The organism is Lysinibacillus sp. NPDC097195, assembly GCF_044762075.1.
GTDB lineage: Bacteria > Bacillota > Bacilli > Bacillales_A > Planococcaceae > Lysinibacillus.
Genome location: NZ_JBIWDP010000001.1, coordinates 1,112,070 through 1,125,908, shown reverse-complemented (window position 1 = coordinate 1,125,908; position 13,839 = coordinate 1,112,070). Strand labels below are relative to the sequence as shown.

The following is a 13,839-nucleotide window of genomic DNA, read 5'->3' as shown; positions in this document are numbered from 1 at the left end:
GATTCCCATTAAAGGAACCTCTCGAGTTCAACTATGTTAAATGCCTTCCATGCTTTCCTCTAATGGCAACTCTTCAATAGTTATATTGTTTTTCTTTTTCATTCCGCTTGCAATTAAAATACAAAGCATACTTATAATAAATAGTCCTAAAAAGATAATCCAAGCCACTTTGTAGCTTTGAGTAAGATCATAAATTAAACCGGACACGATAACTCCAAGTGAACTCGTTGCTACGAAGAATACTTGCACGAAGCCGAAAATTGCACCGAAATCCTTTTTGCCAAACAAATCATCTGTCATAAACGGAGGACCAATCGATGCAATGACAATACTAAATCCATACGCTACAGCAAATATGAATGCAAAGCTTTTGGTATTGGCCATTAGCAATGATAGCATCGCAATTGTCATACAAACACCGACAAACAGAATGCCACCCTTTGTTTTAAATTTATCAAAAATCGCTCCAAGAATGAGTTTCCCTAGCGTATTGGATAATGACAACAGTCCAAAAATTGTGCCCGCAAATAGTGCAGGATGACCAATATCAATTAAATAAGCAGGAATATGCATTTGGACGCCACCAGCAACAAGGGCAAAGCATACGACGCCGAAGATAAAGAGCCAAAACATGCCTGACTTTTTTGCCTGTGCCAACGTTACACCTGATTGAGGGGTATTGGCTTGTCTTTCTTCCACGCGATCTGCACCCAGTGCCATTGTTCCTTTCTCGGCAGGGCTTTTTTTCGTAAATAACAAAATAAGTGGTAAGGAGATGACAATAATCAATACACCTGCAATAACATACGTTGTGCGCCATCCATAAGTGGAAATCAACGTCGTTAAAATAGGGCTAAGGGCTGCTGTACCGATACCGGAACCAGCAAATGCTAAGCCCATTGCCAATCCCTTCTTTTCATAAAACCAATTCGTCAGCATTATAGATATCGGAATATTGGAAAAGCCTGCAACACTTACTCCGATACAAAAAGCGATTATGGCAAAATGGACTGGCGATTGTGCAAAGGAGTAAAGCATAAATCCACAGCCTGCCAAGATAACACAAATTGACATAATAAGCTTCATATTCCCTTTGGCAAGTAGCTTGCCCATAAATGGTGAAGCGAGCGCGATGCCAAGCCCACCGACTGAAAGAACGATGGAAAACGTCGTACGTGACATGCCCAATTCACTTGTTACCGGCACAAGAAATAAACTGTGGAGAGAATTGACAATAGAAAAGGCCGAAAACATAATCAAAAAGCTTGTTAAAACAATATACCATCCATAAAATAGCCCGTTTTTTGCTTGTGGCATACTATTCCCCATTTCATTTGTACTTGTTCTTACAAAATGGAACCACTCCACTAAACATTCTTTTAGGAGTGATTCCATGTTATTACTGTCCTATCAACCTATTAGCCAATTTGAATATAGCATGTTTTTTCACGTGTAAATTCAAGCACGGAGTCTGTACCAAAGCCGCTCGATTTTTGTCCACCAAATGGTAGTTCCGTTCCGACGATACGATACGTATTGACCCATACATTACCTGATTCGATTGAGCGTATCATGCGATGTGCACGATTTAAATCAGACGTCCAAACGCCCGCACCTAATCCGTACTCTGTGCCATTCGCAATAGCAAGCGCCTCTTCTTCCGTATCAAACGGTATCACTACGGCAACTGGTCCAAAAATTTCTTCTTGGCAAACTTGTAGGTTATTACTTTCGACTTTCAATAAAGTCGGTTCGATCCAATAGCCATCTGCAAATGCATCTTGACCTGGTAACAAGTTAGCACCACCGGATCGTCCGCCAATGATAATTTCTCCACCTTCTTGTTGCCCTATCTCAATATAGGAGCAAACCTTTTTGTATTGCATTTCGTTAGCAACAGGTCCCATTGGCGTTTGCATGTCTAATGTATCGCCTAGGTGAATATGTGTTGCAATTTCTTCTTTCATTAGTGTAATCATTTGATCGAGCACAGATCGTTGAATTAAGATGCGTGAACCACCGACACAAAGTTGTCCAGCATTGCCTGTGAAAATGCCATTAACCGTGACGCCATTGGCCGCTTTTGCTAAATCAGCGTCTTCGAAAACGATGTTCGGTGATTTTCCACCTAATTCTAATACCATGGATTTTGGATTTTGCGCAGTAGACTCGGCGATTGCCTTCGCCGTTCTGCCAGAACCTGTTAAGCTTACTTTATTAACGCCAGGATGACGCACGAGCGCATCGCCAACTTCAGCGCCTGTACCAGAAATGACATTGAGCACACCTGGTGGTAAAATACTTTGAATAATTTCCCCGTAACGAAGCGGTGCAGCTGCAGCTAACTCTGATGGCTTAATGATAACCGTGTTGCCACCTGCAAGGGCCGCTGCTGCTTTCACAGTAAACGTCCATAAAGCGGAATTCCATGGAATAATACCAACGACCACGCCGTAAGGTTCACGTATTGTAAATCCAACCGTATCCGGTCCAAGTTGCACTGTTTCGCCTTTACTGCCAACCTGTACAGCAGCCGCTGCCGCATCATACCACATGCTTGCAAGAATCGGAATCAGGCCGAACTTTGTTTCACGTATTACCCAACCATTATCCTTCGTTTCGAGTTCAGCCAATTCATCGCCATATTGGGCAATACTATCGCCAATACGTCGTAAATAATTCGCTCGTTCACTAGCGGGCAATGCCGACCAGCTTGGAAGAGCAGTTCGCGCAGCAGTTACTGTCGCATCTACGTCTTCTGCAGTACTACTAGGAATGGTCGCCCATACTTTTCCTGTTGAAGGATCATAACTATCAATTTTATTACCTGAAGATGATGGAATTGCCTGGCCGTTAATGACATTTTGATAGTCTTTTAAATTATTCAATGTTTTCAATGTCTTTTCCCACCCTTTCATATACGCTTGCTTCACCATTGCAAACGTCTGCCTTTGCAATGGTGAAGACGCAAGATAATCTATTTGTTGAACCTACCAACCTAATGCAACTGCTGCTTGTTCATAATATTGCTGCGTACTACCTAGGTAATTTTCATAGAAGCGAGCTCTTTTTACATATAAATGGCAATCAATTTCTTCTGTAAAACCGATTCCACCATGAATTTGAATATTTTGCGAAGCGACTTTAATAAAGGCTTCTGTTGCAAATAAACGAGCGCTGGAAACCGCTTCAACTTTATCAGCAGCATCACTTTCAATCGCCCAGTTGGCATAATAAGCTAATGAACGAGCTGTTTCTAAATCCATTTTCATATCAACTAGTCGATGTTTAATTGCTTGGAATCTGCCGATTGGTTGATTAAACTGCTCGCGAATATTAGCATATTCAACAGCTGTTTCCACGATTTTTTCCATACTGCCGACAATCGTGGAGCAAAGCGCGGCATTAAATGATAATAAGCCTTCTTGCAAAGCGTCCCATCCTTGATGAACAGTGCCCACAATTTGCTGACTTGATACTTGCACATTATGGAATGTTACTTCAGCCAGTAAACGCGTTTCATCTATATTTTTTTGAGATTGCACTTGCAATTGCGCCTCGTCACAATCCACGATCACTAATGAAATCCCGTCTGTACCTTGTCCTTCTGCAGTACGTACTAGCACAAGTAAGCTGTTTGCAAGTTCTACATCAGGCACTAATGCTTTGACACCATTCAACGTTAATACGTCTCCTTGCAACGTACCATGGCATTGCACATTTGAAGGCTTGTAATTGCCACCTGGCTCTAACCATGCAACGGTAAACATATGCTCACCACTTGCAATAGCAGCTAAATATTTCGCTTTTTGCTCCTCCGTACCGTATTTCTCCAATAGTGGGACCACTAAAGCATTCGTTTCTAAAAATAAACCTGGCAGTAATGCGCGACCCGTTTCTTCTAGAATAGGGACTAAATCTAATTGACCAAGCCCCATACCACCATACGCTTCTGATACATTGACACTTGCACAGCCAAGTTCAGCTAAGCCGGCATACAGCTCTTGAAATGAGCCTGTGTTGCCTTCAGTAAACTCACGGGCCACTTTTGTTTGCCCGACATCATCTAAATATTTGCGTACATAGTTGCGAAACATTTCTTGTTCTTGATTTAACGAAAAATCCATCTTTTACACCCCCGCTTTTTATCGTCCCATATCTTTTGGTAAACCTAGAATTCGTTCAGCAATGGTATTCTTTTGAATTTCACTTGTGCCCCCGCCGATTGTTTGACCAAAAGAGTACAAATAATTGTCCTGCCAATAAGAACGATCTATCAATGCGTTTTCTTTCCATAGCACACCATGATGCCCTTGCATTGAAATAGCTTGAGCGAACAGTTCTTGTGTTAACTCACTAACGAGAAGCTTATCCATCGAGCTTTCCGCACCTGGATGGCCATTTTTCAATTGCTTTGTTAAATTGCGATAATAGTTTAATAGAGAGCCGCGTGAACGTGTATAAAGGTCTACCATTGATTTACGAATAAATGGATTTTTAATGAGCGGCTCATCATCATCATTTAACTCTTTCGCTAAGGCAACTAAATCATTAAATTGTTGCTCAAGCGTAAATACTTGGCCACCGATACCCGTACGTTCGTGCATGAGCAAGGCAATAATTACCTTCCAGCCCTCATCTACTTGGCCGATAATTTCTGCATCATACGCAACAGCATCATTTAAATACACTTCATTAAAATCTTTTTGTCCATCCATCGAAACGATTGGTCGTGTTTCCACTCCGGGCTGATGCATATCTAACAAGAATACTGTGATGCCTTTATGTTTTTTCTCTAATTTGTTCGTTCTTGTAATTAAGAAGCAACGATCAGCTACATGACCGAAACTCGTCCAAACCTTTTGCCCGTTTATAATCCAACGATCGCCATCTTTTACTGCTGTCGTTTGGATAGCAGCAACATCTGAACCGGCATTCGGCTCTGAATAGCCTTGGCACCAAACTTCTTCACCTGTAATAATTTTTTCAATATATTTTTCCTTCTGTTGTTCCGTACCGATTTGCATTAATGTTGGGGCCACCATATGTAACCCAACATAGTTAATGAGCGGTGGCGCCTTGACACGTACCATTTCTTGTTGATAGACGATTTCTTCCATCAACGTTGCATCACGGCCACCATATTGTTTTGGCCAAGCAATTGCAGCCCAACCACCTTCATATAATTTCTTTTGCCAGTCTCGTAAAAATAACTCATATTCCTTCGATTCTTTATCTAATTGCACTTCTCCTTGCAACCAGCCATCTGGTAAATTGGCTTCCAACCAAGTTCGTAACTCTTGGCGGAATTGCTCTTCTTTTTTAGTAAATGAAAAATCCATCGAATCAGTCCTTTCTAATTATGCTTGTATCCATTGTGGAAGTGCGCGATCTTCCGTAATATCTTGCCACGTCATTTTTACAGGCATGCCAATTTTAATTTCTTCTGGTGGGCAGCCCAGTACATTGCCAATAATTTTTACTTCTTGTAAATGATCGAGCTGTACGACGACGATGATTGTTGGTAAATCGTCTTGGAAGCCCGGTAAGAAAGGACGATAAGATACGACATATGAATAAATTGAACCCGTAATATCAGACCCTTGGCTTTCCCAGCTAAGTTCCGTAGAACCACATTTCGCACATGCCGGACCAGGTGGGTGATTATATGAATGACATGTATCACATTTTTGTAGGACTAGCTCATGACGATCAGCTGCATCCCAATATGGTTGATTATCTTGTGTTTTCAGTGGAATTGGTTTTTGATAACTCATGATTTTCCCTCCTAGTTTCTTAAAATCATTGCACCCGCTATATCTGGGCCGGACCAGCCAGTACAAATGCCAATTTCGCAATTTTCTACTTGACGGTCAGTTCCTTTATAGTCTTGACGAATTTGACGAACGATTTCAAGGACGTTGTTCATGCCGTGCGTATATCCTTCAGAGAGCATGCCTCCCGCTGTATTCGTTGGTAGCTTACCACCCATTTTTAGATTGCCACTTGCGACGAAATCGCCTACTTCACCGCGCGCTGCAAAGCCATATGCCTCTAACTGGCGCAACACAACCCAACTAAAGCAATCGTAAATCGATGCCACTTGAATATCTTGTGGTGTTACCCCAGCCTTTTTATAAAGGGAAGGTGCCACGAAATCGGACGCTACTTCATCTAAGTTCGTCCAATAGTGCGCATGAGAGACCGTGCGTCTCGCCTCAATGCCCATAATATAAACCGGCTTTGATTTGCAATCCTTTGCTTTTTCAGCTGATGTGACGATAATGGCATTCGCTTCGTCTGACTCTAAGCAAAAATCATGTTTCGTAAATGGATAGCTTAAATGAGGGGTTTTTAAATACTCTTCCATCGTTAAAGGTTTGCCATAGAAAAATGCTTTCGGGTTGCGTTGCGCATGTTCATAAAAGCTTACACAGACATGCCCTAAATGTTCTTGTGTAATGCCCGTTTGTTGCATATGGCGTGTGGCAAATAAACCGAACCATTGGCCGGGTCCACCAGCCCCGTACGGTATGAAAAAGCTTCCACCATCCATTGCACCTTGCAACATATTGACATCCCAACCACCGCCACCCATACGAACGCCAGAACGACCATTCATCGCACGATAAATCAGAACAGTACTCACTTGACCTGTTTCAATTAAGCCAATGGCATCTGCAATGAGCATTTCTGTACTACTGCCGCCGCCCATAATGTCTTTCACATATTTTGGACGAGCACCTAAATAGGTTGCTAATTGATGGGATGTACAAGAATCATTTTCCGAATAGCTCATCACACCATCAATTTCTCTCGCTTCTAAACCGGCATCGTTTAATGCTGCGCGTGCAGCGTCTAATGCTAAATGTAAAGGTGTAGTACCTGAATTTTTTGAACGTTCACTTTCTCCTACGCCTACGATGGCATAGCGATCTTTAATAGTAGCCATATGGCCAACCTCCTTCATTGCTATAGTTAAATCATTTGTAATGTTGCTTCACCAAAGCCCACAATTTTCCCTGGCGCTTTTTCTGCGTACAGTTCCAAATCAACACATTGTTTTGCTTGGTCTTCATACACTTTTTTGACGATAGCGGAACAAGTAATCGCATCACCGGGTCTTGTCATCGCACCAAAACGCATTTTAAAATTTGTTGGGGTAGCAGATGTACCTGCTAGTTCCATAATGTATTGACCGAGAAAGCCCATTACAAGCATTCCATGTGCAATGACACCGGGCATTCCAATGCTTTGCGCAAATGCATCATCTGTATGTAAAGGATTGAAATCCCCTGATGCACCAGCATATTTGACAAGCTGTACTTTCGTAACAGCTGGCTTCACAAGTGGTTCAAGCTTTTGTCCTTCTTGTAATTCTTTCAATTGCAGCATGATTGTTCCCCCTTATTAATCGATTGAAAGTTGAACGAAGAGTTGAGCATCTTCGTTCAACACTGGTTACGCTTTACTACTTACAACAGCACGATAAATGATATTTGTCCGACTAATTACGACCAGTTCATCGTTGTCATCTTTCATTTCCGTATCCATAACTAAAAACTGCATTGGGCCATTTTTGCCTTCTTTTTCATAAACGTTTGTCACTTTCATTTGACAATGCAAACGATCTCCTGGCCGAATTGGACGATGATAGATAAACTCCTGCTCACCATGCAACATGCGACTATAATCCAATGGCAGTTCAACGCCTTGACCACTATCAGCCCCTATCGCAACTGGAAAACTCGGTGGTGCAATAATGCCACCATAAATCGTTGTTTTTGCGTAATCTTCGTCTACATATAATGGATTTGGATCGCCAATTGCTTCAGCAAATTGACGAATATGTCTTTTTTCTACTTCAAAAATATATTGTGGTCCCGTTAAGCCTATTAAACTTTGATCTAGTTCCATAAGTTTTACCCCCCGACAACTGACTTTTCTAAACTATCTCGACTTACGACTATCATCGCATCTGCCGCTTTTACACCGTCTTCATAAACGATTAAAGGATTAATATCTAATTCTTCAATAACTGCTTCATTTTCCGTAACAAGTTTCGATACTTTTAGCAACACGTCTATAATCGCTTCGATATCGCTATGTGCTTTTCCGCGTGCACCTTTTAGTAACGCCTTCCCTTTGACTTCTTCAATCATCTCTACAGCATCGGCTCTTGTAAGTGGAGCTACTCTAAACGAAATATCTTTAAATACTTCAACAAAAATCCCACCTAATCCAAACATAACGACAGGACCAAAATTCGGATCTTTTGTCGCTCCGACAATTACTTCTATCCCTTCAGGTAACATTTCTTGTACAGCGATGCCATTTATATGCGCATCAGCTTTATAGTTCCTTGCATTATGATAAATATCAGTAAACGCTTTCATTACTTCGGTCGCTGATTGGACATTAAGTCGAATAGCATCTGCTTCCGTTTTATGAGGGATGTCTGCAGAATCAACTTTTAATACGACTGGGTATCCAATCGAATTTGCAAATTGCACCGCTTCCTCCGCCGTTGTCGCTACAGTCCGTTTTGTCGTTGGGATGCCATAAAGATCTAAAATGTTTGTTGCTTGCGCTTCACTTAAAGTAGTGCCCGATACAAGGGCCATATCTAATTGTTGCTTCGATGTATCCTCTTCTTCGCTGTTGGATTGCTGATGTTTGTGATAATATTCACTATACTCAACAAGCTTTGCTAAGCCTTTAATTGGATTTAAATTACCCGGAATAACGGGAATGCCATTTTTCTCAAGTTCATCTTTTCCTTTAGGGACAGACATGCCATCTAATGGGAATGTCGTAATAAACACAAATTTATCGGAGTTTTTACAAATATCAATAAACTCTTGTAAATGCGGATTATCCGCCTCCCAATACAATGGGAATTCCGTTAAAATAATATTATGCACTTCTGGATCTGCTACAAGCGCGCGTAATGGCGCAATATATAGTTCCGGATTCGTTACGGAAGCGGCGGCTGTTAAGTCAATTGGATTAAGCGCACTTCCGAAAGAAGGAATATGCTTTTTAATCTCGGTTTTTGTTTTCTCGCTAAGGGGTAGAATATTTAATCCTAAACCTTCGCAGCGATCTGCCTCGTTAATGCCACGCCCACCAGAACTTGTAATTAACACAGTGTTTTTACCTTGTGGTAGTCGATTCGATAAAAATAGTTTTGAGAACGTAATAATATCCTCGTAGTCATCTACTCGGACAATGCCACTTTGTCTGAAAAACGCATCATAAATTAAATCTGAACCCGCAAGTGACCCAGTATGCGATGCAGCTGCTCTACTGCCAGCTGAACTTTTCCCTGTTTTCATTAATGCAATTGGCTTTTTTTGATCAAGCGCTTCTTTCGCTAATCGTCGAAGCTTTTTAATATCTTTGGCTCCTTCTAGATAGCCTGTAATTACTTTTGTTTTTGGATCATGAATCATGTATTCCACGACATCTGAAAATTCTGTTTCCATTTCGTTGCCGACACTTGCAAAATAATTAAAGCTTAAGCCATTTTGAGCAGCAGCCATATATGTTAAAACACCAAATGCGCCACTTTGCGAAACGTAGCCCACTGCTTTTTCTTCATGCAATGGTACTGCTAATATGGCTGGAGAGAACGTGCCAATCATGCCATTTGTTGTGTTCACTAATCCCACACAGTTTGGACCGATAATTCGAATGCCGTGTTCCTTTGCAATGCTCGCTAATTGCTCTTGCAACAAGATACCTTCTTCTCCTGTTTCAGAGAATCCAGATGCAAAAATAATGGCCGCTTTCACATTCTTTTTCGCACATTGTAAAAGATTGTCCAGAATTTGTTCTGCACCTACACAAAAGATTGCTAAATCTACTTCGCCTGGAACAGCATTGATTGAAGGGTAACAAGTACATCCTTCTATTTCACTTGCTTTTGGGTTAATCGGATAAATATCTCCTGCAAACCCACCGTCTATAAGCGCTTTCAATTGAATATAACCAATTTTATATGGATTCGTGGAAGCACCTAGTACTGCAACTGACTTTGGATTAAACAAAGGTTCTAGCGTTTCATAAGCTTTTATTTCTTTCGTCATTATTTCACCTCGGTATCGAATAATAGAAAAACATTTGATTATGTTGTCTATTGTAACGAACGTATTTTAAATATTCAGAAAAAAGTATATGTAAAATGATTTAATTATTAGGGAGTAAAAAAAAGAAAAACGGTAGAAAAACATAGGCATAGCAAGGTTTAAATTGTTCACATTTTATTTTCTGTGCACACTAACCCCGACATCTACACACAATAGCCTCGACTTATGGGAAGGATAATAGCTAGCAATTTAACTAAAATTGATGAAAAGATAACAAATGTACAAGATAAAAGAAGCCTGATTTCACAAAAAAAACTGCCTTTCCATACCGTATTGGCACGATTAAAAAGGCAGTTTTCCTATTCCAATATTTTTTTAATAAAATTTTTGCATCCAACGATTAATCATATTTTGAATTTTGACAGATGGTGTTTTTACGCCTCTTTCTATATTGCTAATATAAGAAGGCGATATTTCAAGCTCTTCTGATACTTGTAACAGGGATAAATCATACTGTTTGCGGATCGCTCGTAATTGCTTGCCAATTGTGGCACCCTTTGCTTTATGCTGAGCATTATCTTGGATATCCATTGTATAATGTACTGTATTTTTAGTCTTTTCAATCGACCGATACTGTTCTTTAATAATGTCAGGTGGCTCAACAAGGATCGTTGAGTCTAACCATAAGCGTACCCATCCTTTATTATTAGCAATTGTTTCATCCCATTTATGATAATGCCAAGCAGATAGTACGCCATCTTCAAGCAACTGATCCAAAGCTTTTTCTAAACGATCTCTTGTACGAGAAGGTGTGCGCTCATTTATATTTTCGCCTATGGCTTCTAGTAATGTCCGAATTTTATTAGGCTGCAAGAAATCTCCTTTTCTTGCTTGCGTTCTCCAGCGCCAACTTAAATATCTTGCCAACCTTTTTTCCCACTTTTGACTGTAGGGATTGTAGTGTAAGGTTTGAATCGGTAACAGCGCAATTTGTCTTCCGGAGCCATACAAATACTTGGTAAAGACTTTATCCACTGTAAAGGTAAAGGTCTTTTGATTATTTAATTGGGCGATATCATATTCATTGCGGTTAGGATCGACAAAAAGGAATGTTCGCCCTTGTAGCTGTGTTTGAACGGCTTTTCCCTTTTCATAAACAGTCGCTTTGTTTAATTCAAGCCATAAACTTTGTATTTTTGTAAGCGATTGCAAAACCTTGTCCTTTTGTTGTTGCTCATAGCCGCCTCTACGCCCTTCCCCACCTAACTTAGGTTTTAAACCACGAATCATCAATAAATCATTAAAGTGGATTTCAATAATATCCTCTGTATGGCGTGCTTTTGATAAAAAAATACTACATAAAGCATCAAACATATCCACGTCTAAATCAGTTAAGTTTTGCGCTTGTTTATACGCTTTTTCAAGCAGCCATGGAGAAGTTTTCGAATGCTCTGAAGTTTGAAATGGCCGAATTTGAATGATACCTTCTAAATTCCCTTTATATAATGGGGTAGTAGGCCACGGTGTGTTATCAATACTATGAAAACTATTTTTATATAATGCTTCCCTGACATATTGGTAAGGTGCATTATTCATCACATGTAGATGTTGTTCTACTCCTAAAGTTGAAGTAATCATTTTGCTTAGTGACAGCGAATCTTGATTGCTTGGTGTGGCGATTTGGAGCATTGTTTCAATTTCTGCTGCTGTTAAATCTGCTAGCTTCATTGACGCACTAATTTTATAAAACCAGTCGGTCATATAGTTATTTACAATATTTGTATATTTAGAAAGAAATGTTTCGTTGGATGCCAAATTTTTCGTCAATTGCTTATAAAATAATTCATTTAGTTCTCCTGCGCTCATCTGATGCATCGTTTCAAAGCCATAGACACTTTCTAGCTCTTCAAGAATCCATTCTGTTAAATATACTTGAAACCATGAACACAATTCCTCCCATGCTGTATCCTCACCAAGAAAAGTATTAGCTCTAATGATTTCCTCTACTCGATGAACATATTGCTCAAAATGAAGTGCGGAATTATGAGCGAATTTACTCTTTTGCGCTTCGTTTAGCTGGTCCTCATATTTTTGCAGTAATAGTGAAACAACGTTTTTAGATATCTCTATGATGACGCGATTTCTAGAAGATATCCGTAAATTCATAAATAATTGTTCACTTTCTTTATACGTGTGGTCCCAAATGACAAAGGAACTCGATATTACATTTTTAGTCATTGTAATCGCTTTGCTGTTATGATCATTACGTGCTATTTTCTGTTGTTCATAAATACAAAGTACATAATAGTTATCAATTTTATTGAATAATTTTCTATTCATTTTCGTTCTATTAATTTCATTTCGAAGCATTTCCAATTGGTTAAAGGCAACAGTCTCGTAATCCGTTTTATTTATCATTGAATACCTCCTTGAAAAAATGCGAACAGCTTGACTTGTAACTTGTATTATATGTTTATATTAATAATTTTATCACCAGTTAACAGAATATTCTATATTTATCTTCTGGATAGTGTTAATTAGTAGGTCTTAGTTTACAGAAACATTGATGACAACTCATAGGGATTTCCGCTACGTGTTGCTGCTTTTCCACAGGAGTCGCCAATCTTCCGCTCCAATCAACTGTATAGATATGGAAACAGCGTATTATCGATTCCTATTACAAGCTAAAATTGCAAAGGAACAATTTAAAGCAATAAGAATAAATAAAGTAATAGAAGTCTAGTTAAAGGAAGTATAGAGATTACTATTTGTATTAAAAAACGACAAAAGGCCACAAGAGTGAAATACTTGAGCCATTTGTCGATACCTCATTTCCACAAAATGAGGTCTTTAAACGTTATTGTAAGGAGTCTTGATTTATTTGCTCCATAGGTACAGCTTTAATAAAGAGGCAAAAATAACGAACAAACTAACGACTCCAATCCATACGAGGACAGATACTGGCAATAATCCCTTTTGTACCTCTTCGTTACGCTCCACAATAACCCATTTAACAACAGGTTTCTCATCATACTTGTTAATCACGGGGGACATTGCTCACCTCTCTGGCTGCCAAACAAGCCATTAAGAACAAGCCATTTCACTTACTTGTTAAGCATTCCTTTATAGTAAAAAAAGTCCTCATATTAACATGAGGACTTTTGGTTAAGTACTATTTTTAAATAAAACGCCAATAATATAAATCTGCTGTTTCTTTATAAAAAACAGCACCTGCTTTTTCTAATACTCTATGCGATGCGAAATTATTTTTTTCTGTATCAGCAACAACCGACTTTACATGCGCTTGGCTTAACAACCAGTCTTTTAACACAACAATTGTTTCTGTCATATAGCCGTTACCTTGGTAATCCGATAACGTGTAATACCCTATTATGACCTCACCTTTGTTATTGGGAGTACCTTTTAACATAATCCCGCCAATACTGCAATTATGACTTTTCAAGACAATTAACCAATTGGTATACCAAATATAATTTTCCTTGTCCCCTAATAACTTGGAAAGTCGAATTTCCAGCGCTTGTTGCAGTGCTGAATCTAAAAAATTATCGGATGATGTTAAAGATAATTGCTGGGCTAAGAGCTTTGGATCATCAATAAGATTTTTTAGATTTTCCGCATTTAATGGTAATATTCTTAATCTTTTCGAGTGTAATTCTAGCATTATTCATCTCCTATTATCATTTTTGACGTCAATGTTAGACAAAAATAGTAAAATAGGTATTTGTTA

General features: G+C 39.4%; 12 protein-coding genes. All 12 read right to left on the bottom strand.

Annotated elements, in window-relative coordinates; all coding sequences use genetic code 11:
- Nucleotides 1-36: 36 nt before the first annotated feature.
- Nucleotides 37-1,395, bottom strand: a complete 1,359-nt coding sequence (locus tag ACIQXI_RS05810; protein ID WP_402922484.1) for an MFS transporter — start codon at nucleotides 1,393-1,395, stop codon at nucleotides 37-39.
- 23 nt (nucleotides 1,396-1,418) lie between these two features.
- Complete coding sequence (locus tag ACIQXI_RS05805) at nucleotides 1,419-2,897, bottom strand: aldehyde dehydrogenase family protein (RefSeq protein ID WP_402922482.1); 1,479 nt, start codon at nucleotides 2,895-2,897, stop codon at nucleotides 1,419-1,421.
- Nucleotides 2,898-2,990: 93 nt separating this feature from the next.
- Nucleotides 2,991-4,127: an acyl-CoA dehydrogenase family protein gene (locus tag ACIQXI_RS05800; RefSeq protein WP_402922481.1), complete on the bottom strand. Its 1,137-nt coding sequence runs from the start codon at nucleotides 4,125-4,127 to the stop codon at nucleotides 2,991-2,993.
- Between the two features lie 18 nt (nucleotides 4,128-4,145).
- On the bottom strand, nucleotides 4,146-5,342 hold the full coding sequence (locus ACIQXI_RS05795) for an acyl-CoA dehydrogenase family protein (protein ID WP_402922479.1): 1,197 nt from the start codon (nucleotides 5,340-5,342) through the stop codon (nucleotides 4,146-4,148).
- An 18-nt stretch (nucleotides 5,343-5,360) separates the two neighbouring features.
- Nucleotides 5,361-5,777: a Zn-ribbon domain-containing OB-fold protein gene (locus ACIQXI_RS05790; RefSeq protein WP_402922478.1), complete on the bottom strand. Its 417-nt coding sequence runs from the start codon at nucleotides 5,775-5,777 to the stop codon at nucleotides 5,361-5,363.
- Nucleotides 5,778-5,788: 11 nt separating this feature from the next.
- The gene (locus tag ACIQXI_RS05785) at nucleotides 5,789-6,952 is read right to left on the bottom strand and encodes a thiolase C-terminal domain-containing protein (RefSeq protein WP_402922476.1); all 1,164 of its coding nucleotides are present in this window, start codon (nucleotides 6,950-6,952) and stop codon (nucleotides 5,789-5,791) included.
- 26 nt (nucleotides 6,953-6,978) lie between these two features.
- A complete protein-coding gene (locus ACIQXI_RS05780) occupies nucleotides 6,979-7,395 on the bottom strand; it encodes a MaoC/PaaZ C-terminal domain-containing protein (RefSeq protein ID WP_402922474.1) in 417 nt (138 codons plus the stop codon).
- Between the two features lie 66 nt (nucleotides 7,396-7,461).
- Nucleotides 7,462-7,917 carry a MaoC family dehydratase N-terminal domain-containing protein gene (locus tag ACIQXI_RS05775; protein ID WP_402922473.1) on the bottom strand — a complete coding sequence of 152 codons (456 nt, stop codon included), beginning with the start codon at nucleotides 7,915-7,917 and terminating at the stop codon, nucleotides 7,462-7,464.
- A gap of 5 nt (nucleotides 7,918-7,922) precedes the next feature.
- The gene (locus ACIQXI_RS05770; protein ID WP_402922471.1) at nucleotides 7,923-10,091 is read right to left on the bottom strand and encodes an acetate--CoA ligase family protein; all 2,169 of its coding nucleotides are present in this window, start codon (nucleotides 10,089-10,091) and stop codon (nucleotides 7,923-7,925) included.
- A 375-nt stretch (nucleotides 10,092-10,466) separates the two neighbouring features.
- Nucleotides 10,467-12,509, bottom strand: a complete 2,043-nt coding sequence (locus ACIQXI_RS05765; protein WP_402922470.1) for a helix-turn-helix domain-containing protein — start codon at nucleotides 12,507-12,509, stop codon at nucleotides 10,467-10,469.
- A gap of 459 nt (nucleotides 12,510-12,968) precedes the next feature.
- Complete coding sequence (locus tag ACIQXI_RS05760; RefSeq protein WP_402922468.1) at nucleotides 12,969-13,145, bottom strand: hypothetical protein; 177 nt, start codon at nucleotides 13,143-13,145, stop codon at nucleotides 12,969-12,971.
- Between the two features lie 124 nt (nucleotides 13,146-13,269).
- Nucleotides 13,270-13,773 (bottom strand): GNAT family N-acetyltransferase, encoded by a 504-nt coding sequence (locus ACIQXI_RS05755; RefSeq protein ID WP_402922466.1) that lies wholly within the window; start codon nucleotides 13,771-13,773, stop codon nucleotides 13,270-13,272.
- Nucleotides 13,774-13,839 lie beyond the last annotated feature (66 nt).

Coding starts and splice junctions, on each gene's coding strand:
- ACIQXI_RS05760 (WP_402922468.1), bottom strand. CDS start 13,145: ATGTCCCCCGTGATTAACAAGTATGATGAGAAACCTGTTGTTAAATGG.
- ACIQXI_RS05795 (WP_402922479.1), bottom strand. CDS start 5,342: ATGGATTTTTCATTTACTAAAAAAGAAGAGCAATTCCGCCAAGAGTTA.
- ACIQXI_RS05775 (WP_402922473.1), bottom strand. CDS start 7,917: ATGGAACTAGATCAAAGTTTAATAGGCTTAACGGGACCACAATATATT.
- ACIQXI_RS05790 (WP_402922478.1), bottom strand. CDS start 5,777: ATGAGTTATCAAAAACCAATTCCACTGAAAACACAAGATAATCAACCA.
- ACIQXI_RS05810 (WP_402922484.1), bottom strand. CDS start 1,395: ATGGAATCACTCCTAAAAGAATGTTTAGTGGAGTGGTTCCATTTTGTA.
- ACIQXI_RS05785 (WP_402922476.1), bottom strand. CDS start 6,952: ATGGCTACTATTAAAGATCGCTATGCCATCGTAGGCGTAGGAGAAAGT.
- ACIQXI_RS05755 (WP_402922466.1), bottom strand. CDS start 13,773: ATGCTAGAATTACACTCGAAAAGATTAAGAATATTACCATTAAATGCG.
- ACIQXI_RS05770 (WP_402922471.1), bottom strand. CDS start 10,091: ATGACGAAAGAAATAAAAGCTTATGAAACGCTAGAACCTTTGTTTAAT.
- ACIQXI_RS05780 (WP_402922474.1), bottom strand. CDS start 7,395: ATGCTGCAATTGAAAGAATTACAAGAAGGACAAAAGCTTGAACCACTT.
- ACIQXI_RS05765 (WP_402922470.1), bottom strand. CDS start 12,509: ATGATAAATAAAACGGATTACGAGACTGTTGCCTTTAACCAATTGGAA.
- ACIQXI_RS05800 (WP_402922481.1), bottom strand. CDS start 4,127: ATGGATTTTTCGTTAAATCAAGAACAAGAAATGTTTCGCAACTATGTA.